Source organism: Moritella dasanensis ArB 0140, from assembly GCF_000276805.1.
Lineage (GTDB): Bacteria > Pseudomonadota > Gammaproteobacteria > Enterobacterales > Moritellaceae > Moritella > Moritella dasanensis.
The window spans coordinates 1-20,254 of sequence record NZ_AKXQ01000033.1 but is presented as its reverse complement, the minus strand read 5'-3'; the positions used below and the strand labels follow the sequence as shown (position 1 = coordinate 20,254).

Genomic DNA, 20,254 nt, shown 5'->3' with positions numbered 1-20,254 from the left:
ATATATTCAGCTTATAAAGCGGTGAAATGCCATAAAGAGCAAGAACAAGCATAAGGGCAAGAGATATGGTGTTAAGTTAACAAATAACTTAAGCTAGATTCATTGCTCTTACGCACCCTCTTTATTTTCTTAACATTATGTTTTATTTGTTTTAACTTCATTTTTATTCTCCTTATTTTATCAATATCTCACGTCACAGTTTATTGTTTTAACGTAACTGAAATTGAAATCCGGAAGATCTTTAGATTCAGATCAAATTTAGCTTGTTTAAATCGCGCTAGCATAACTCTAAATAAGTATTTATTTAAGGCGGACTCGCTATGTTAGCGTTTAGATTTAAAACTGTGTTGCGATCGATAAACGTATCGTATTTATTATTAACTTTAGCGTGTGTATTTTTAGGTTTCAGCGCGGTAATCGCCAATCATGGTGATGTGAATGGCTATGTTTTAATTGCGGCGTGTATTGCGGCTTTTATCGGTCATGTGAGTATTTGTACATTCCATGAGTATTCAGATTTAAAAACGACGTGGGCGTTTAAAGCCAATAGTAAAAAACATCATGGCCATCCACGCGCACGTGATCAAGTAAACTCGGCATTCTTGGCTGGTGTTATTGCCTTGGTCGCGAGTTTGTTGTGTGGTTTATTTTTGGTGATGCAATTTGGATTAGGCATCTTGCCTGTGGGCATTGTCGGACTCATGGTATTGCTCAGCTACAGTAGTGTTATTAAGAAACACCCGATTTATTCACTACTTGCGCCAGGCTTTGGTTTTGCATTATTAATCGCTTTAGCGACTGAGTTTGTATTGGTCGGTCAATATACTCAACTGGTTTGGGTTATTGCGCTTATTCCATTTTTCTTAGTGAATAATTTATGGCTGTTGAACAATTATGGCGAGATAAATAAAGCAGCTATTGAACAGAACACGGAAGACTTTCCAATGGCGTATGGCATCAAAATTAGTAATTATGTCTATGCAGTATTTGCGACGTTAGCGACAGTATTGATTATTACCTATGTGGTTATTGGCTATTTACCAGCGTTGAGTTTGATTTCATTAATACCAATGCCGTTAGCATTTTATGCACTTTATGGCGGCATTAAATTTGGTCAGAATATTGCGCAACAACCTAAGTTTTTACGCTCAAACTTAATTGCGACTGTTGCAACGCCGGTGTTGTTGGGGCTAACGTTAATTTTAGATTAGACTCTATTTTATGAGGCTATATTTGGTTAGATAGGATTTGGTTAGATGAGATGAGATAGGTCGTGCTTGTCGTATCAAATCGATAATGACCACCCACAGGCGTATTGATGTGGGTGGTATTCGTTAACTATTAATAAATTAATGCATCAATTTATGGATAATTAACTATGCAGTTTGTGCGAATGCTAAGTATTTAGCATCGTCGTCACCGAAGATCTCTGCGCCTTCCGCTTCAAATGCTTTTGCTAATTGTTCTTTAGCTGGTTCCATATTGCCTAGTTCAAAGTGTGCTTGGCCTAAACGTAGGTGTAAATAAGGGTTTATTGCGCCTTCAGGGCATAACATCGCAAAACCAGTCGCTTCTTCTAATGAAGCCCAGTCGCCTAGCATGAAATGAGCATCACCTAACGCAGTTAGGATCCACGTTGAAACATTCCAATGGATCTTAGGTTCAGGCACAAGATCATAAGCTTGCATGAAGGTCTCGATCGCCGTTGTATATTCTTCAGCTTCGAGTTGTTCTTCACCTTTCTCACAAATGATTTCGATTTTTTTAAATAGCGTAGGGTCAAGTGCTGTCTTGGTTGCTGTCATCTTATTTCCGTAATAAAAGCCTGATAGGGTCATCAGAGATATGTATTTTGTAAGTATATCGCATTGCAGCACAGAAATTATAAAAAAATGGCTAAAAATGAAATCAACGAACTCAACGACTAAACTTGAAGAGCTAGTCGAACTTAATGAGGTGTTTCTATGGAAAGTACCAACAGTAAAGTTTTCATTCTCGATACCAATGTGTTGTTGCACGCCCCCTTGTCTATCTTCACCTTTCAAGAACATGATGTCATGATCCCCATGACTGTTTTAGAGGAACTCGATAATATCAAAGATCGAGGAAGAGACGTTAGCCGTGATGCGCGCGTGGCGATCCGAGCGTTAGAAGATATTTTTTCAAATGCGACCCCCGAAGAAATTAGTGAGGGTGTGCCACTGCAAAAAATAGAAAGCAAAAATAAGCTGGGTAAAATCTCAATTTTTGCTGACCATAGTGTCATGAAGCAAGATGCTTTTTTTACTGATAACGAACCTGATAATCGGATTATTAACGCGGCATTGTTTTTACAAGGCCAATCAGAACGTGAAATAGTGTTAGTGACCAAAGACATCAACATGCGCTTAAAAGCCAAAGGCGCCGGGTTAAGGTATGTTGAAGATTATCGCTCTGATCAATTGATTGATGATATTAAGTTTTTGGCAACGGGGTTTCATAAATTTACTGGCGACTTCTGGCAAGAGATAAGCGAATGCCACAGTGAAAGCATGAAAAGTGAAACCATGGGGTCAAAGACCATTCATACCGTGGAAACGGAACAGCTGCAAGATACTTTTATTAACCAGTACTTGATTGATGAAACCGATCATTTTGCAGCCCGTGTCGTTGGTAAAGATAAGGGCGAGATCAGCTTTGTTGATTTAGGCCGTGAACGTCTGATGTCGCAAAAAGCTTGGGGTATTCACCCGAAGAATATTTACCAAGGTATGGCGATGGAAGCGTTACTTAACCCGCACATCGATTTGGTTATTTTAACTGGACCAGCGGGCAGTGGTAAAACCATCTTAGCGATGGCGGCGGCGCTAGAACAAGTGATTGAACGCAAGATGTTTGATAAGATCATTGTCACGCGTAACACCCCTGAAATAGCCGAGAGTATTGGTTTCTTACCGGGTACCGAGGAAGAGAAAATGTTGCCTTGGTTAGCGGCGATCACCGATACCTTGGAGGTATTACATAAACACGATGAGTGCAAAGATGGCTCGGTGGAATATATTAAAGAAAAAGCCAATTTACAGTTTAAGTCGGTTAACTTTATGCGGGGCCGTTCAATCCAAAATGCCTTTGTATTATTGGATGAGTGTCAGAATCTTACCGCAGCACAATTGAAAACCATTATTACCCGTTGTGGTGAAGGTACTAAGATTGTCTGTTCAGGTAATTTATCGCAAATTGATAGTAGCTATTTAACGGCAGTAACTTCGGGCCTCACTTATGTGGTGGAGCGTTTTAAAAACTTTGATGGCAGTGCTAACGTGTTCTTAAAAGGTGTGCAACGTAGTCGTTTAGCGTCTTTTGCGGAACATAACATGTAGTACATGATCTAATTGACTATGCCGACTATGCCGACTATGAAGTAAAGTACGCTGTAATACATTTTCGCATAAATCGTCAATAAACCAAGCACAGCCTATGTCTAAATATGCTGTGCTTTTTTGTCTAACAAATTGATTATCTGTATTTTTTATTATTTATACTATGATGGTACTAATACGCCGTACTAATGGCATTATTCATGGGAGCACTATATGCGAACGAAATTTATCACGCCTTTGTTATGCTTAGGTATCACGGCATGCAGTGCAACTCCAGTTGATCCTATCGGTGGCGCTCGTGATCCGAATGGTTGTTTACCTGCGGCTGGTTATTTGTGGTGCGAGCGAACCCAAAGCTGTGAACGTTCATGGGAACTTGCTGATGCACTACACATTGAACACACAGAAGAAGAAGTGAAAAGTTACTGTGAGATTATTGACAGTGATTTACTCCTTGATGATGAGGGCGATTGATCTTCTCAGATTAATAAGAAACACCTTGTATTGTCTTAGACACAATCGCTTAATGGCACTCACATCTACACTCAAACCGACACCCTCATTAGCATTCGATACGGCATGGAATACGCTGTGAGTATTAACGTAAATAATGTAAATTAAATGCCAATGAAAACGATTATCAATTACATTGCTTGTACTTTAATCCCATAAACCAAGCAGTGTTATTACGATCATGTCTTCTTTCAGTCAAACGCTTCCCCAGACACCTGATCAGGCACCCAATCAGACCACTAATCAAAAACAGACAAGATCTAAAAGCCAAACTGCTACGGTAAAAAACAAAACCTTTCTAAAGAATAAACAAGTGCAAGTCTGGGCACGTCGTCTGCATATCTATATTTCGATGGCGCTATTACTGGTGGTATTGTTTTTCTCTATCACGGGTATCACCCTGAACCGCCCAAGCCTGTTTGTTGCTAGCCAAGCTGATATCGAAGAAACCATTCTGAGCTTACCGCAAGCCTTATTCAGTGATGCCAATGGCGCAGTTGCCGTCAATAAAGCCGCTATTATTAGTTACCTTACCGATCACGCGAACCTTTCTGGTCAACCTTCTGCATTAGATGTTTTTACTGAAATTGAAGATGGTGAGTTAATCGAAGGCGAGATCGCCATGGACTATAAAGGCCCTGGTTATAACGTCGCTGTATTTATTGATATGACGACCACTGAAGCTGTGATTGAAAAGACTCACTACGGTGTGATTGCAGTATTAAACGATTTGCATAAAGGCCGTAATAGCGGCGATGTATGGAAATTGTTTATTGATATTACTGCGCTGTTGATGGTGTTTTTTGTATTAACTGGCGTGTGTTTATTAGTGCCTAAAAAGAAAACCTTCGCCACCTCATTAAAATGGACCTTGTTTGGTTCGCTCGTTACTTTGGCTATTTTTGTCGTGGCCGTTCCTTAAGGATCTTGTATGACTTTGTTATTTAAACGTCTTGGTCAGTGCACTGCACTATGTTTTGCATTATTAAGCTGCCTGCTCATTCCGACTTTCTCGGCAAGTGCTGCGCCAATCCCTGCGACTGCTGAGCTAGCGGTTGAATTTAGCTTACCTAAGATTGATTCATCTATGTATGCACGTCCTTATGTGGCGGTATGGATCGAGAACTCGAAACGCAAATCAGTGCGTACTGTCGAGCTATGGGTTGGTAAAGATGAATGGCTAAAGGATTTACGTAGCTGGTGGCGCAAAGTCGGTCGTTATGATCGCGCATTGGTTGACGGTGTTACATCTGCAACACGTCCTGCCGGTGATTACCGTTTCACTTGGGATGGTTTAGATAATGATGGTAACCGCGTAGAAGCGGGCAAGTATACATTTTATGTTGAAGTAGTACGTGAACACGGCGGCCGTAATTTCATCCGCCAAAAAATGACGTTAGGTGACAAGCCATTTAGTCACACCATTGCACCGACCGAAGAAACCGGCGATATCCGTATCAACTACCTAATTAAATAATATAGCGAGAAGATAATGTCTAAAATCAATAAGTTTAAAGTATTAGGTTTAGCCTGTACGGTTATCGCAGGACTAGCTGCTACAACAACGGCTAATGCCCATCCGCGTTGGGTATTACCATCGCACTTCACTGTATCAAAAGAAGGTGGTGATTGGTTAACGTTTGACGTAACTGCATCACACGGTACGTTCGTATTTGATAAGCCAGCTGGCAGTGAATTTGCACAAGTTGTTATGCCTGATGGCCGTAAAGAACGTCCTAACTTTGTGATCCGTGGTAAACGTCGTTCTATCTTTGATTTCTACTTTGAAGAAGAGGGTACGCATAAAGTCGCTATTAACAATGTCCCGTCTTATTACACGGCTTATAAAGCAGGCCGTCGCGACACGGTTAAGCGCCTTAAAGCCAACAAAGCTGAACGTGCAAACTTACTCCCAGAAAAAGCACGCGATGTGAGCACGCAATTGAGCTACACACGTGCAGAAAGCTATGTAACGGTTGGTATGCCAACAGAAAAAGCATTAGAAATCGAAGGTAAATACCTTGAAATGCGTCCACTGACTCACCCATCAGACATTGTTGAAGGTGAAGAGGTTAGCTTCCAATTCTTCTTTAATGGCGAACCACAATCAGGTGTTACTGCGGATATTACCCGTGAAGGTACGTTATACCGTAATCACCAAGAGCAGATTGACGTAGTGAGTGACAAAGACGGCAAAGTAACTTTCACACCGAATGTTGCAGGTCGTTACTTGATGAAAGCCAATTATAAAGGTGAGTTGAAAAATGATCCTATGGCTGACAAAGCAAGTGTGAACGTGCACTTTACGTTTGAAGCGTTGTTGCAGTAATTTTCACTACTGTGAGTTAGTTACCTTTAGCCTGTAATTAGATGAGATCTGATTACAGGCTTTTTCGCTCTATTTATTTATCGACTTATCTATTTTGTATGAGTCTATTTCGTATTGAGGTTTTCATGACAAAAATGGCAATCAAACCGACGCTGCTAGCACTTTCATTAATGACGGGTTTATTTTCAGGTACCGCAAGTGCGCATTTCCCATTAATGAATTGCTGGTTCGAATCTGACAAAGTTGCTTGCGAAGCGGGCTACAGTGATGCCAGTACGGCAGTGGATTACGCTGTAAATATGTATGACTACGATGACAACTTAATTGCCAAAGGCATGACGGATAAGCGCTCAATTGCTGAGTTTAGTAAACCAGATACCGATTTCTATTTAGTATTCGATGCTGGTCATGAAAACCCTGTTGAAGTTGACGTTGTTGAGATTAGCGAAAAATGATCAGTCAATCAGTTCATCCAGATGATGGCGGTCGTGAAGGTAAATGGGTGGCGTTAATCATCCTAACCATTCTTGCAACGGCTGCACTGTTGTTACCTTATCACCAAAATGCATCAAGCGAAAAACAGCTCGCGAGTCATCAAATATCGATTAAAGATCTACCCACTGTAGAGCTGGCGATGATCGGTGAATTACGCTTAGCGCATGAAGAGATCCGTAATATTCATCAAGACAGCCTTGAGTTTGAAGGCGTCGATGCTTGGCCGGATATGGCTGAACTAGATGAGCTGTGGTTAGCGCCCTTTATCATAGATAAAAGCTGGGAACGTAAAGGTAAGCATGCGTGGCGTAAAGTTGCTCCGGCGTTATATCAAGGTATTCCAGCACTCACAACGGGTAGCGTTGCAGTGATATTGAATAGCCAAGCTGCAAGACCAGATGTGTGGTTAGCATTAGATATGCGGAATCCTGCGCCAATGATGGGAAGCACGCTTAATACCGCCGAGCTTATCAGTGCAGGCTGGAAACAAGTTGTATTTACGGGTGATGCTATTGCTAATGTAGATCAGGCAGATGAAACGCATACCGATAAAGACAGTCACTAAAGCGTAACGTCAGTTAATAATGGAACGTAGCTATGTTAATTACAAAAATGCCAATTACAAGAATGAAAAATAAAACAATGAAAAATCTAATCGTCGCTGTTACTACAAGTGCTGTGCTGCTAATGAGCGTCGCAGCACAAGCCGCAGAAAAACTCACTATTGGTATTACCCTACAGCCTTATTACAGCTATGTGAAAGCGGTCGTAGGTGATAAAGCCAATGTATTACCATTGGTTGATGAAGGTTTTAACCCGCATAACTACCAGCCACAACCAAATGATTTACGCCGTCTAAAACAGATGGACGTGATTGTGGTGAATGCGATTGGCCATGATGACTTTGCCTTAAAAGTGATTAAAGCGGCAGATCGTGATGATCTTATCGTCATTAAAGCCAATAAAGACGTGCCGTTATTACCTGCAATTGGTCAATCTGTCGGTGAAGGTGCGGTAAACCCGCATACTTTTGTTGGTCTATCGACGACCATTCAAAAGGTTTATACCATCGCCACAGAGTTATCAAAAATTGATCCTGATAACGCCCGTACTTACCGTAAAAATGCGCGTAAATATGCGACTGAATTCCGCAAAATGAAGCGCCAAGCCATGTTAACGCTGGGCGATTTAGATACCTCGGGCATGCTGGTGGCGACAACACATAATGCTTACGGTTATATTCTGCAAGAATTTGGTGTTGATGTTGCTGCGGTCATTGAACCTGCACACGGCGTTGAGCCAAGTGCAAGTCAGTTACAAGAAACGATTGAAAAGATCCGCGCATCGAAGATTGATGTGTTGTTCTATGAATTAAATATGCCAAGCCGTTATGTGGAAACGATTGAAGCAGCGACGGGCGTGCAACTTTACCGTTTCTCACACATGACCCATGGCGCGTATGAAGAAGCGAAAGTGGCAGTGGAAATGAAAAGTAATTTAGATACCTTGGTCGAAGCAATGAAGTTTGCAGCGAAACGTTCACTGGCTGATACAGCAATGCCTTCAGCTAAGCAGGGGAGTTAATCGTGGGTCCTGCAATTCGTTTACAAAATGTTGGTTTGAAATACGGTGATAATGTCATTTTAGAAGACATCTCACATTATTTAGAAGCGGGTCAATGCCATGTGATCATGGGACCAAATGGTGGTGGCAAAACATCATTACTGCGTTCTATTTTAGGTTTAACGCCGTTTACTGGCGCTATTGATATTCAATGGCCTGAACACAAAGGTAATATCGGTTATGTGCCACAAAAGGCGACGTTTGAATCAAGCTTACCGTTTACGGTGATGGATTTTATTCTGTTAAATCAGAGTCGTAATCCGTTGTTTTGGCGCAAGCGTAAAAAAGAACAAGATCATGCGTTAGCGCAATTAGATCGCGTTGGCATGGCGAACCGTACTGACCGCCGTATGGGGCAGCTATCCGGTGGTGAACAGCAACGTGTGTTATTCGCGCAGTCGTTATTAGATAACCCGGATCTGTTAGTGCTCGATGAACCAACAACGGGCATGGATGAACAAGGTGTGCGTTACCTTGAGTCGTTAATTCATGAATTAGTGCGTGAGAATAAAACCATTTTAGCCGTGCATCACGATGTCAGTGCTGTGCGCCGTTTAGATGGTCAAGTGCATGTGGTTAATCGTCAGTTAGTTGATTCAGGCCCTGTGTCTGAGGTATTACGCGCAGACAAGATCGAACGCTTATTCAATCATTATACTGGTGGCAATGTATCGACTCTCAACCCTGCACAAGGAGTTAAATAATGGATACTATCCGTCATTGGGCACAACTGGGCGTGGATGCTGGTTGGTTGAGTGAGAGTTTTTCTTATTCGTTTATGGTGAATGCCGTTGTCGCTGCCATCTTACTTGGCCCGCTATTGGGTGGTCTTGGTACTTTGGTTATAGCTAAACGTTTAGCGTTCTTTTCTGAAGCGGTTGGTCACGCGGCATTAACGGGTATTGCCTTAGGTGTATTACTGGGTGAACCAGCTGAAAATCCAATTATTGGTTTATTCAGTTTTTGCATGATCTTCGCATTGTTACTGCATTTTGTGCGTAACCGTACCAATGTACCTTACGATACTTTGGTAGGCGTATTCCTTGCCTTTGCTTTAGCTGTCGGTGCGGCGCTACTGATGTACGTGGCGCGTAAGATTAACATTCATATGTTAGAGAATGTCTTGTTTGGTTCGATCTTAACGATCACTGATTATGACTTGTTGATCTTGGCGGTGACTTGCGGGGTCATTTTATTGGTATTGATACCCACCTTTAACCGTATTTTGTTAACTTGCATCAGCCCTGATATTGCGAAAGTACGTGGTTACGCGACCAATTTTTATGACTACTTATTTGTAATGATGATCACGTTGGTGACGATTGCGTCGGTGAAAATAGTCGGTGCGGTGTTAGTGGGCGCCTTATTACTGATCCCTGGTGCAACGGCACGCCTGTTAACCAAGAACATGGGTAGCTTTGTACTGATGTCAGCGTTATTAGCGACGATAAGTTGTTTGATTGGTACTATTTTACCAATGGAATTAAAACTGCCAATCCCTTCTGGCGCGGCGATCATTATTGTATCGACGAGCTTCTTCTTAACGGCAACCTGCTACCGCATTGTGCGTAAAGGATAATTGATTATGACTTCTTCATTATTAAGCGTTAGCGCGGCAGTATTATTACTGACATCAACATTGGGCTTTAGCCAAAAGGTGAGTGCGGCAGATATTCTTACCGCGACGCCGGTGACTTATATGTTAGCGACGGAGTTAACCAAAGGCACGGATATTACCACCCAGTATTTACCGCCAAAACGTTACGGCATATTGCGTTTGCCGAACTGGTTTAGTTCGAAAGGCGCAACGTTAACAGAGAAAGCGGCGATTGATGCGCAAGTAGCGATTACCTTAGGTGCTGTTTGGCCACAAGATCCATTATTTGTGCATGCGCGTAAAGGTAACATTCGTATGATTGAAGTGGATGCATCGCAAGCCATTTCACCGCGAGCACAAGGCGTTGCTGCGCTGCGCTTAGACGACGGGACTATCTCGCCATACACTTGGTTAAACCCAACTAACTTAACGCGTATGACGGCTATTGTGAGTCAAGACTTACAACAAGTATGGCCACAGCAAGCAGCGACCATTGCCAGTAATCAACAAGCTTTGATGATGTCAGTACGTCATTTGATTAACCAACAGCAAGTGATGTTGTTAGACAATGAAATTGATTCTGTGGTGTTGCTATCAACAGAGTTAGAAGACTTTGCCTCGGGTAATCAGTTGTTTGTAGTTGAGCGTTTAACTAAGCCTGAATTGGAATGGACTACAGCAGATAAACAACAGTTAGTTGAACTATTAACTGAAGACGATAGCTTATGGATCTTGACCTCAAAAAGATCCAGTAAACAGCTTAAAGCATTGGTGCCTAATCCGGTGCGTATTTTAACGATTGATAGTATCGATCGTTGGGGTCGCGGCATTAAAGCGGATAAACCATTACAACGCTGGCAGTTAGTACTTTAATTAACCTTCTTAGCTAAGATCTGCTATCTAATTACGGCCTCATAAAACGTAATTAGATAGCCAGCTTCTCTCCGTGAAAAATATATCTTGTATAGCTCCAATTGAGTATATATATTACAAGCCAATGAGGTACAACTGTTTTTCAGAATCAGTAACAAAGATATCAACGAATATTTTTGCACTCGAGCCTTAACGGAGTAAGGAATAAACATGCAGGACGAAACGACTCAAGATGTGCAAAGAAATGCGGATGAAGAATACGATATTTTAGGTATGTTGAAGCAAAAAACACCAAACTCCCTCGTATCAATTGTAGTACTGATTATAGGTATAAGTCAGTTTAACGATGCTATTGATATGGGAGGGAAGGGGTGGGATTTATTTATGTCTAACTTCTCGGATAACCCTTCCAATGACCGGCTTTCTAAAGTATACGTCAGGGCATCGAGTGAAGTACTCGACGAGACATTTGGATCACCTGTATATAAGAAAAGTTCTGAAGGTGATACTGAAATAAAATACTACAAAGATGGTAAATTCATTCTTTCCGCAATCATTTCTAATGGCACGGTCGATGCCTTTTTGGTTTTTCCTCAACCAGGGTTTGGAGCAAACACGAAAGAACATGCTGGCGGTGAAAATTATTTAAACGATAATTTTTCAGATCTAACGACGCCAATGAACGCAATGTCCAATGTAGCTCGTACTGGTAATTATTATCTGGAAGAAGCCGAAGGTGGGCATTATGAGATGCTTTATAGCTCTATTGGCGGACATAGTGAATATCTTGCACCGCTTTCAAATACCCAATTACAACAGCTAGCTGAGTTTAACGATGTGCTCATGATGGACGAAGATGTTACTGAATCAATTACAGTATTGCGGGCACACATGAAGCCTAATTTTTATGGATATAGCACGGTCGATATTACAGCGTTAGAGCCTGCTATTTTGACCCGGTTAGAATATGAACTATTAACAAAATAAGCCTCATGTAACGTTACGATTGTTAGTAAATAATATATGAGGCTTTTGTGACAGTCATTTTAGCTATAATTGTAACCCCAATGCTTCAAATGAAATTGACCAAAAATACCGGTAAGTCAATTCGCTATACTAGCGAGTTCTTTTGCTAATGTGATTGTTTGCTCTGAGTCTGTGTGCATTTCTGATATTCGGTTTAACTTGTGCCTAGTAGTAGGTATAATTTCCATAATTTAAATAAGGATAATAATATGAAATATCACCGCTTAAATGAAATCATCGAATTATTACAACCGGAATGGCAAAAAGAACCTGATACTAATTTACTGCAGTTGCTTAGCACTTTGGCTAATGAGATGAAATTTGAAGGCGAGTTAGCTGAACTAAGTGATGATGCGCTTATCTATCATTTAAAAATGCGTAACAGTGCGAAAAACGAAATGATCCCAGGTTTAGCCAAAGATCACGAGGATGACTTTAAAACTGCCTTGCTTAAAGCCCGCGGTTTTGTATCGTAATACCCGCTGATTATTCATTTTTAAGGAGTGAATAAGTTAATTTATAAATGGTTATTTTTTTTAGTTTGAATTGAGATTGTAGCCATTATTCTCACCTTTGTTTGATGTACATCAATTCCTGTTATTTCCCCTCAAGATTGTCATCGGTTAATTTATACCAATTAAGTTAATAAAAATTAATTAAGTTAATAAAAACTACTTATTAAAAATCAAGTGATTAGTGTGTTTGTTCTATTCGTGTATTTATCGATATTGCGGCTTTAAGTGCCATTGTTATACTCAATTCATATGAAATCTAATAGCGGCTTGAGATGATAAATAAGCGAGTTCCTCGATATATTCTAGCAGGACTATATCTGTCTATTATGTCATTTTCAGCAGCCTCTGCAGATTACGACAAATTAAAAAACATGTGTATGGCATGCCATGGTGATAACGGTATTAATCCGTATCAATCCATTCCAGATCTACAAGGTCAGAGCTTAATCTATCTCAGAAATCAGATGGCAGCGTTTCAAAGTGGTGAGCGACAAGACATCACCATGAGCAAGGTTGTACAACTACTTTCTGATGATGACATCATCAAACTCACCAAATACTTCAGCGAACAGTAAGGTTTAATTAAGCATGAAACGTAGAGATTTTATTAAAGGTACATTTGCTGTTGGCGCAACGGCGATGCTACCGATTAATTGGGTATTTGCAGGCAACTTACCGAAAGGTCTTTCGCCATTAGAAGTTGAGTCGATAAAATGGACTTCGGTGACTGATTTACCTGATTACTACAAGGTACTCAACAGTACACCGCTAAATGCTTATGTTGCAGATCATATGTTAGATCCGACGGTGACACCTGCTAATGTTCCGTTTGTTCGTTGGAATGGTTTACTGCCTGACTTTAAAGCGATGGATCCTAAAATTTGGGAGTTCACTGTCGATGGAGAGTCATGCGAAACACCAAAAACATACACGATTTCAGATCTAAAAAGTAAATTTAAACACCATACCTACGCGTTGACGTTAGAGTGTGGTGGTAATAGTCGTAAGAATTTCTACCCGTCAACCAAAGGTAACCAGTGGAGTGATGCCGCTGTTTATTGCTCTGAGTGGACTGGCGTATTAGTCAGTGACGTATTAAAAGATTGCGGGGTTAAAGATGACGCTGTTTATACCGGACATCATAGTGTCGATCGCCATTTAAGTGGTAAAGGTGATGCGGTATCTCGTGGCGTACCGATTAAATACGCATTGGAAGATAACGCCTTGATCGCATGGTCAATGAATGGTGAAGAGATCCCGTACTTACATGGTTACCCATTACGTATCGTGTTTGGTGGTCGTCCTGCATCTGTATCATCAAAAGCGGCAACGGGTATCAGTATTCGTAATGTCGAACATGACGGTACTAAAATGGGCTCACCAGCTTACCGTGTACCTAAATACCCCGTTGCACCAGGCGAGAAAGTGGCATTAGATGATTTCGATATCATTGAGCACATGATTGTTAAATCATTGATTACCCATCCGCAAACTGGCAGTGAATTGAAACTGGGTCAAAAAACCGAAGTGCGTGGACATGCTTGGGCTGGCCCGCTGGAAGTTGTGAAGATGGAAGTCAGCTATGACTATGGCGCGACTTGGCATCTTGCTAATTTGAAAACACAGCCGAACCAAATGGCATGGCAAGATTGGTCTGTCGAACTGGATTTACCACAGCACGGCTATTACGAAATATGGTCAAAAGCCACAGACAGTGAAGGTACATCACAACCTGTAGTGCAACCACAGTGGAATCCAAAGGGTTACATGTTCAATGGTTGTCATCGTATTGCGGTGCGGGTAAAAGTATGAACAAACTCCGCTATTTGATGGTGTTGTGCTTACTTAGTTTAAGTACGACAGCAGCTGCAAAGGTTGAAAGTTATTTAGTCGATCAAAAGTCTGGCCTGATCATGGCGCCAGGTTGGGAGTTGGTTAACAAGCAATGTAACGCTTGTCATACGACGTTAATTATTCCTCAGAATCGTGGTAATAAAGAAGATTGGCGTGCAACGTTAGAGTGGATGGTTGATAGCCAAGGCTTGTGGGATCTGAGTGATACTTGGGAACCTGTTCTTGATTATTTATCAACTAATTACAACCAGCAAAAAATCGACTTAACCACGTTTAGGCGTTTACCTATAGCGGTTGACGATATGCCACCAGAGGCAAAATAGAGTGAGTATTTCTAGCATGATAAAAAAAATAGTATTCACGACAGCCCTAATGTTAGCGTCAGCAACTGCAATGGCAACCGATACGGATATTGTGAAGCCGAATTTAGCTAATGGTAAACAGCTTTCTGAACGCTGTTTAGCTTGCCATAATGAAAGTCGCTTAGAAGAGTTTAATTACTTCCCGTATCTGGAAGGCCAAAAGTACAAATACATCGTTCGCCAATTAAATAATTTCAAATTGGGCTTACGTAAAAGTCCGTTTATGGAAGGTGAAGTGGCGTATTTGACAGGGCAAGATATGATCGATGTGGCTTATTTCTTTAGCACGCAGCCGAAGAAAAAAGCTAAGTAATAACCGCACTCACATGCAGCGAGTCTATATGTCATGTATAGGCTCGTTTCATCTCGTTTTACTGCCCTTTGTTTCACCTTGCTTCATTTCACTATAAGCCAACCCAACTCTGCTATAGCTCTCCCTTATTCCTTCATTTGTACTTTAATGTCTTACTGTTAGCCACGTTATATTACCGATAGCTAACCATGCTTATTTGCCCAAATAACGCTTCAACATATCTGGTGCATTATCATCGACTAAAATAGCCGTTGGTGCATGCAGGGCAATTTTCCCATTTTCTACAAAAGCAATATTGTCGGCTATCTGTAGGGCGTCATCGGGATTATGAGTGACCATTAACACGGTAATACCATATTCTTTATTTAGCTTAGCAATCAAACGCAGCATCTCTTGGCGTAAGGCTGGATCGAGGGCGCTAAATGGTTCATCGAGTAATAACAAAGGTTGTTTACGGGCTAAGCAGCGGGCAATACCAACGCGCTGACGTTGGCCGCCACTCAAGTCACCGGGTAGGCGGTTGAGTAATTCTGTTATTTCGACTTGTTGCGCCGCTTTCTCAAGTGCTGCTTGTTGGTTTGCGTCCAGTTTCATACTCGGTACTAAACCAATAGCTATATTCTGCTTTACTGTTAAATGGTTAAACAGATTATGTTCTTGAAATAAGGTAGTGATTGGTCGTTGTGCTGGGGCTTTCGCTAATATGGATATATCTTGAAAGCTGATGTCGCCCGATAACGGTTGGTTAAAACCGGCAATAAGATTGAGTAAGGTTGATTTACCCGAACCACTCGCGCCGAGGATCGCTAAGGTTTCACCACGATTAACCACTAAATCAAATTGCATCTGCATCTGTTCATACGCAAAGGTAATATTATCGAGCTGTAATAATACGCTGATATTGGTACTCGGGTTCACATTGGTACTCGGGCTCACATTGGTATTAGTCAGAGGGCTCGCTTTCTTTAGCTGTGTCGCATTAGGCATTTTTGCCTCCAATAATTCGTTCAAACAGATAGAAGATCACACCGCATAGCGTTAATAAGAAGATAGCCGTTACAGCTGCCGCATCAAGCTGATAACTGCCTAACTGACGATAGAGTACCAAAGGCAGGGTTTGCATATCTTGGCTGCCAAATAATGCGATGACACTTAAATCACCCAGAGATAACACACACGCTAGCCCTAATCCCATCGCAATCGGTTTACGCAATAATGGCCACTCTATAATTCGCAGACGTTGTAAACGTGATAAGCCTAAGCTGATGGCGAGTTTGTCATAAGACGCAAAACTGTCTTGGATAGGTTGGTTCAATACCCGCAGTAAGTAAGGCAGCGCCATTAATGCATTGACCAGAATAACCAGCCAAGCAGCGATACTAAACACATCGACATAGGGACGTAATAATAAGAACAAACCTGTGCCCAGAACCAGCGCAGGCACCACTAGAATAATCGCGCCAATATTTTCGATACCATAGGCTAACGTCATTAATTTAAAACGCACTTTCAATATACGAGTCGAGAATAAGATAGCGCAGGCGAGTAATAAACTTAACAACCCAGAACTCAGGGCTATTTGTAATGATATGCCCGTTGCTTGCCATAACATGGGCTGGCTAAGCACGTTAAGGGTATTGCTGTTAATGCCGCTACTTAGGATCGCCAACATTGGCGGCGCTAATAAACAACTCGCGAGCATAAAGCTAAGGCCATCGGCGATTTTACTACTGAGGCTATGGCAATCGGGGCGCCGGAAGTAATTACCTGATGGCGCTGACATAGGTTGTGACTTTAGAAATATAGCGCTAAACAGCATCAAGGCCACAGTGATAGCCACTTGGATCATCGCTAACGCCACTGCTTGCTCGATATCGAATTCAAACTTGAGTGCTTGGTAGATCGCCACTTCAAGCGTTGCATAATCTGGTCCGCCACCGAGTGACATGACAATCGCGAAACTGGTAAAGCACAGCATGAAAATAAGGCTGATTAACGAGGGTAACTGCTGCTTTATCTTCGGCCATTCTAAGGTGATGAAGATGTGTCTTGATTGCATGTTTAGCTGACTCGCCAAGCGCCAAGATTCACTCGGAATCGAGTCGAGGGTTTGCAATAAAATACGCGTGGCTAACGGTACATTGAAAAATAAATGCGCGAGTAAAATACCGGTTAAGCCATAAATATAATGGCCTGTTTCGATATTAAAGAAACCTAAAATTTGGTTCACCCAACCATTTTTACCGTGCACGGCGACAATACCAAAGATGGCAATGATGATGGGTAGTACTAGTGACAAGTTAAATAGCTTGATGATTAACTGTTTACCAATAAATTCTCGGCGTGAAAAAGCCCGCGCCAGAGGGATCGCCAAACCGATACTTAAGCCCGTAGATAAAGCGGCTTGGTAAAAACTAAAGCTAATGACATGCCGGGTGTAAGAGTCAGCAAGCACACTGCTAAAGTCTAACTCGGCTTGTGAAAAATTAAGCAGGGCAGTAAAACTACCGCCTACTAGGAGTAAAATGATGCTGATGGCGAGCAAAGCGCTACACCACCAGTATTTATGCGAATTCGCGATCATATCAATCTGCTAATTACTGAGTAACAGCGTTACGCCATTCTTTAACCCAAGATTTACGTGATTGCGCTACTTCTTCAGGTGTGAACTCGATAGTTTGAGCTGGTGTAATCAGTTTTCCAAACTCGCTTGGTAATGCGGCAGCTTGTTTTGCTGGTAACATCCAGTTGCCTGTTGCGATCACGTCTTGAAAAGCAGGGCTAAGCACAAATGCCATGAATTGATCGGCTAATTCCGGGTTGGCTGCATCTTTTAAACGGGCCACGACTTCTGTTTGTTGGTAATGCCCTTCAGTGAATTCAACTGCTTTATATTTAAATTCTTTCTCGGCGATCATGTGGTAAGCCGGTGACGTGGTATAACTCAGTACCATATCCGATTCGCCTTTCAAGAACATACCGTAAGCTTGGCTCCAGCCTTTAGTGATGGTCACGGTTTTATCTGCAATCTGTTGCCATGCTTGCGGTGCTTGATCGCCATAAACCGCTTTAACCCATAGCATGAAGCCTAGGCCAGGTGTGCTGGTGCGTGGATCTTGATAGATGATGCTTAGATCTTTACGTTCGATCAGTTCCGCTAGGCTCTTTGGTGGATTAGCGAGTTTTTCACTGTCGTAGATAAAGGCAAAGTGACCGTAATCAAAGGGGATAAAGTATTCATTGGTCCATGTATTTGGCAGCGATAATTTGCTGGTATCTTGTTGATGGGGTGCCAGCAGTTTGGTTTTTATCGCTTCGGCCATCAAGTTGTTGTCTAAGCCTAATAACACGTCCGCCTTGGTGTATTTACCTTCAAGTTTCACACGATTAAGAATGCTCACACCGTCTTCTAATGCCACTAAATTCAACGTGCAATTACACTCTGCTTCAAATGCTATTTTTACTTTTGGGCCCGGGCCCCAATCAGATGCAAATGAATCGTAGGTATAGACATTTAATACTGGCTTGTCTGCTGCGTTAGCCACTGACAATGAGAGCGAAGGTAATAGTAGGGCAGTGCAAAGTGCTAGTTTTTTGATCGTGTGCTTCACGTGTTCTCCTAGAATGTGAAGCATAGAACTTATGACTCGGTAATGCGTACTTATCTGCGTATTAATTCTTAACGCTGATATGAACCAGTCTGTCGAATCTCATTCCTATGCCAGCATTATCTGGTTCAAGTTAGTACGGGTGTTATCTCAGCCACTGTGACTCTTTTATTTAAAGTCTGGTAGCACCCCGATGAGTGAGTGCCCATTGTATTTTTATTTGTTCTAAAGTGCTAGTCGCAATAATGCAATTGACTGATATTTAATTATCCCTTAAGTGGTGCATGTGAATTTATCGTTGCACCAACAATAAACATATTGTTGATATTAATTTTATTTCACAACTCACAAATAATCTTTAAGTGTATGTTTTTAATGTTTATTTTTATTTCTCCTGTTTATCTCCTTATTATCTGGCATAGCAATTGCCTATTTATAGTTAGGTTCATAATAAGGAAGTTAAATCATGATTATACTTAACAAATCGAAATTTTCTCACCTAGCAGCAACTATTGCATTATCGCTGAGTGCGGCTTCATTTACTGTTATCGCAGCTGAAGACAGTATTAAAGTTGGTGTATTGCATTCACTTTCGGGCACGATGGCGATCAGTGAAACAACATTAAAAGACACAATTCTGATGATGATTGAAGAGCAAAATAAACAGGGCGGTATATTAGGTAAAAAGCTCGAGGCTGTGGTTGTTGATCCTGCATCAAATTGGCCGCTGTTTGCCGAAAAAGCGCGTGAGTTAATTGAGAAAGAAAAAGTGGATGTGGTATTTGGTGGTTGGACATCGGTATCGCGTAAATCGATGTTACCTGTGTTTGAAGAACTTGATAGCTTGTTATTTTATCCTGTGCAATACGAAGGTGAAGAGTCGTCTAAAAACGTATTTTATACCGGTGCTGCGCCTAACCAACAAGCGATCCCTGCGGTTGATTATTTAATGAATGACATGGATGTTAAACGTTGGGTACTCGCGGGGACTGATTATGTTTATCCACGTACCACCAACAAGATTTTAGCTGCCTACCTGAAGTCTAAAGGCGTTGCTGATAGCGATATCATGGTGAACTACACTCCGTTTGGCCATTCCGATTGGCAGTCTATTGTCGCTGACATTAAGAAATTCGGTGCCAAGGGCAAGAAAACTGCGGTTGTCTCAACCATTAATGGTGATGCCAATGTGCCATTTTATAAAGAGTTAAGTTCACAGGGTGTGTCTGCCGAAGATATTCCAGTGGTGGCGTTCTCGGTGGGTGAAGAAGAACTATCCGGTATGGATACGTCGGCATTAGTGGGGCACTTAGCTGCATGGAATTATTTCATGAGCGTGGACACTGAAGCGAATGACGAATTTATTGAAACGTGGCAGAAATTTACTAAAGACGAAAATCGCGTGACGAATGACCCAATGGAAGCGAGTTATATTGGTTTTAAAATGTGGGTTAAAGCGGTAGAGAAAGCTGGCACAACTGATTCGGATGCCATACAAGATGCGATTATTGGTGTGACAGTGCCTAATTTAACGGGTGGTTACGCGACGATGATGCCAAATCATCACATTACTAAACCGGTATTATTAGGTGAAATACAAGATGATGGTCAGTTTGAAACCGTGTGGGAAACCACTGGCGTGGTCGCGGGTGATGCTTGGTCTGATTATTTACCAAGTTCTAAACCATTGTATTCAAGTTGGTTAGCGCCATTGTCTTGCGGCAGCTTTAACGTGACGACCGGTAAGTGTACTGGTTCATCTCAGTAACTATTAATCAGTAATTACT

Annotated in this window: 23 protein-coding genes; 19 read left to right on the top strand and 4 right to left on the bottom strand. The window is 41.6% G+C overall.

Annotated elements, in window-relative coordinates:
* The first annotated feature begins 320 nt into the window (after nucleotides 1-320).
* Nucleotides 321-1,211 (top strand): prenyltransferase, encoded by an 891-nt coding sequence (locus A923_RS0119960; RefSeq protein ID WP_017223465.1) that lies wholly within the window; start codon nucleotides 321-323, stop codon nucleotides 1,209-1,211.
* Nucleotides 1,212-1,376: 165 nt separating this feature from the next.
* Here A923_RS0119960 and A923_RS0119955 read toward each other — a convergent pair whose 3' ends face one another.
* The gene (locus A923_RS0119955; RefSeq protein ID WP_017223464.1) at nucleotides 1,377-1,805 is read right to left on the bottom strand and encodes a tetratricopeptide repeat protein; all 429 of its coding nucleotides are present in this window, start codon (nucleotides 1,803-1,805) and stop codon (nucleotides 1,377-1,379) included.
* A gap of 159 nt (nucleotides 1,806-1,964) precedes the next feature.
* On the opposite strand from A923_RS0119955, the gene A923_RS0119950 reads away from it, so the two are divergent.
* The 17 genes from A923_RS0119950 (at nucleotide 1,965) to A923_RS0119870 (ending at nucleotide 14,859) form a co-directional block, all read left to right on the top strand.
* Complete coding sequence (locus A923_RS0119950; RefSeq protein WP_017223463.1) at nucleotides 1,965-3,359, top strand: PhoH family protein; 1,395 nt, start codon at nucleotides 1,965-1,967, stop codon at nucleotides 3,357-3,359.
* A 213-nt stretch (nucleotides 3,360-3,572) separates the two neighbouring features.
* Nucleotides 3,573-3,833, top strand: a complete 261-nt coding sequence (locus A923_RS0119945; RefSeq protein ID WP_017223462.1) for a hypothetical protein — start codon at nucleotides 3,573-3,575, stop codon at nucleotides 3,831-3,833.
* Between the two features lie 352 nt (nucleotides 3,834-4,185).
* Nucleotides 4,186-4,794, top strand: a complete 609-nt coding sequence (locus A923_RS0119940) for a PepSY-associated TM helix domain-containing protein (protein WP_026006386.1) — start codon at nucleotides 4,186-4,188, stop codon at nucleotides 4,792-4,794.
* A gap of 9 nt (nucleotides 4,795-4,803) precedes the next feature.
* The gene (locus tag A923_RS0119935) at nucleotides 4,804-5,349 is read left to right on the top strand and encodes a DUF2271 domain-containing protein (RefSeq protein ID WP_017223460.1); all 546 of its coding nucleotides are present in this window, start codon (nucleotides 4,804-4,806) and stop codon (nucleotides 5,347-5,349) included.
* A 15-nt stretch (nucleotides 5,350-5,364) separates the two neighbouring features.
* Complete coding sequence (locus A923_RS0119930) at nucleotides 5,365-6,201, top strand: DUF4198 domain-containing protein (RefSeq protein WP_017223459.1); 837 nt, start codon at nucleotides 5,365-5,367, stop codon at nucleotides 6,199-6,201.
* Between the two features lie 125 nt (nucleotides 6,202-6,326).
* Nucleotides 6,327-6,656: a hypothetical protein gene (locus A923_RS0119925; RefSeq protein WP_017223458.1), complete on the top strand. Its 330-nt coding sequence runs from the start codon at nucleotides 6,327-6,329 to the stop codon at nucleotides 6,654-6,656.
* Nucleotides 6,653-7,261: a DUF6162 family protein gene (locus tag A923_RS0119920; protein ID WP_017223457.1), complete on the top strand. Its 609-nt coding sequence runs from the start codon at nucleotides 6,653-6,655 to the stop codon at nucleotides 7,259-7,261. The genes A923_RS0119925 and A923_RS0119920 overlap by 4 nt, the downstream gene beginning before the upstream one ends.
* 32 nt (nucleotides 7,262-7,293) lie before the next feature.
* Entirely contained in the window at nucleotides 7,294-8,280 is a 987-nt protein-coding gene (locus tag A923_RS0119915; RefSeq protein ID WP_017223456.1) for a metal ABC transporter solute-binding protein, Zn/Mn family, read from the top strand.
* A 2-nt stretch (nucleotides 8,281-8,282) separates the two neighbouring features.
* The gene (locus tag A923_RS0119910) at nucleotides 8,283-9,023 is read left to right on the top strand and encodes a metal ABC transporter ATP-binding protein (protein ID WP_017223455.1); all 741 of its coding nucleotides are present in this window, start codon (nucleotides 8,283-8,285) and stop codon (nucleotides 9,021-9,023) included.
* Nucleotides 9,023-9,898 (top strand): metal ABC transporter permease, encoded by an 876-nt coding sequence (locus A923_RS0119905; protein ID WP_017223454.1) that lies wholly within the window; start codon nucleotides 9,023-9,025, stop codon nucleotides 9,896-9,898. The genes A923_RS0119910 and A923_RS0119905 overlap by 1 nt, the downstream gene beginning before the upstream one ends.
* 6 nt (nucleotides 9,899-9,904) lie before the next feature.
* Nucleotides 9,905-10,789, top strand: a complete 885-nt coding sequence (locus tag A923_RS0119900; RefSeq protein WP_017223453.1) for a metal ABC transporter substrate-binding protein — start codon at nucleotides 9,905-9,907, stop codon at nucleotides 10,787-10,789.
* Nucleotides 10,790-10,999: 210 nt separating this feature from the next.
* Nucleotides 11,000-11,776, top strand: coding sequence for an ETEC_3214 domain-containing protein (locus tag A923_RS0119895; protein WP_017223452.1), 777 nt, complete (start codon nucleotides 11,000-11,002; stop codon nucleotides 11,774-11,776).
* A 248-nt stretch (nucleotides 11,777-12,024) separates the two neighbouring features.
* Entirely contained in the window at nucleotides 12,025-12,291 is a 267-nt protein-coding gene (locus A923_RS0119890) for a YihD family protein (protein ID WP_017223451.1), read from the top strand.
* Nucleotides 12,292-12,656: 365 nt separating this feature from the next.
* Nucleotides 12,657-12,905 (top strand): c-type cytochrome, encoded by a 249-nt coding sequence (locus A923_RS0119885; protein WP_017223450.1) that lies wholly within the window; start codon nucleotides 12,657-12,659, stop codon nucleotides 12,903-12,905.
* Between the two features lie 13 nt (nucleotides 12,906-12,918).
* Nucleotides 12,919-14,142: a molybdopterin-dependent oxidoreductase gene (locus A923_RS0119880; protein ID WP_017223449.1), complete on the top strand. Its 1,224-nt coding sequence runs from the start codon at nucleotides 12,919-12,921 to the stop codon at nucleotides 14,140-14,142.
* Complete coding sequence (locus A923_RS0119875) at nucleotides 14,139-14,507, top strand: hypothetical protein (RefSeq protein ID WP_017223448.1); 369 nt, start codon at nucleotides 14,139-14,141, stop codon at nucleotides 14,505-14,507. The genes A923_RS0119880 and A923_RS0119875 overlap by 4 nt, the downstream gene beginning before the upstream one ends.
* A gap of 16 nt (nucleotides 14,508-14,523) precedes the next feature.
* Nucleotides 14,524-14,859: a c-type cytochrome gene (locus tag A923_RS0119870; protein ID WP_026006381.1), complete on the top strand. Its 336-nt coding sequence runs from the start codon at nucleotides 14,524-14,526 to the stop codon at nucleotides 14,857-14,859.
* Between the two features lie 192 nt (nucleotides 14,860-15,051).
* Here A923_RS0119870 and thiQ read toward each other — a convergent pair whose 3' ends face one another.
* The 3 genes from thiQ to thiB are packed head-to-tail and all read right to left on the bottom strand — an operon-like array spanning nucleotide 15,052 to nucleotide 18,470.
* Nucleotides 15,052-15,846: a thiamine ABC transporter ATP-binding protein gene (gene thiQ / locus A923_RS0119865; protein ID WP_017223446.1), complete on the bottom strand. Its 795-nt coding sequence runs from the start codon at nucleotides 15,844-15,846 to the stop codon at nucleotides 15,052-15,054.
* Entirely contained in the window at nucleotides 15,839-17,443 is a 1,605-nt protein-coding gene (thiP, locus tag A923_RS0119860) for a thiamine/thiamine pyrophosphate ABC transporter permease (protein WP_017223445.1), read from the bottom strand. The genes thiQ and thiP overlap by 8 nt, the downstream gene beginning before the upstream one ends.
* 13 nt (nucleotides 17,444-17,456) lie before the next feature.
* Nucleotides 17,457-18,470, bottom strand: a complete 1,014-nt coding sequence (gene thiB, locus A923_RS0119855) for a thiamine ABC transporter substrate binding subunit (RefSeq protein ID WP_017223444.1) — start codon at nucleotides 18,468-18,470, stop codon at nucleotides 17,457-17,459.
* Between the two features lie 463 nt (nucleotides 18,471-18,933).
* Here thiB and urtA point away from each other — a divergent pair, with 463 nt between their 5' ends.
* Nucleotides 18,934-20,235 carry an urea ABC transporter substrate-binding protein gene (urtA, locus tag A923_RS0119850; protein WP_017223443.1) on the top strand — a complete coding sequence of 434 codons (1,302 nt, stop codon included), beginning with the start codon at nucleotides 18,934-18,936 and terminating at the stop codon, nucleotides 20,233-20,235.
* Nucleotides 20,236-20,254: the final 19 nt, after the last annotated feature.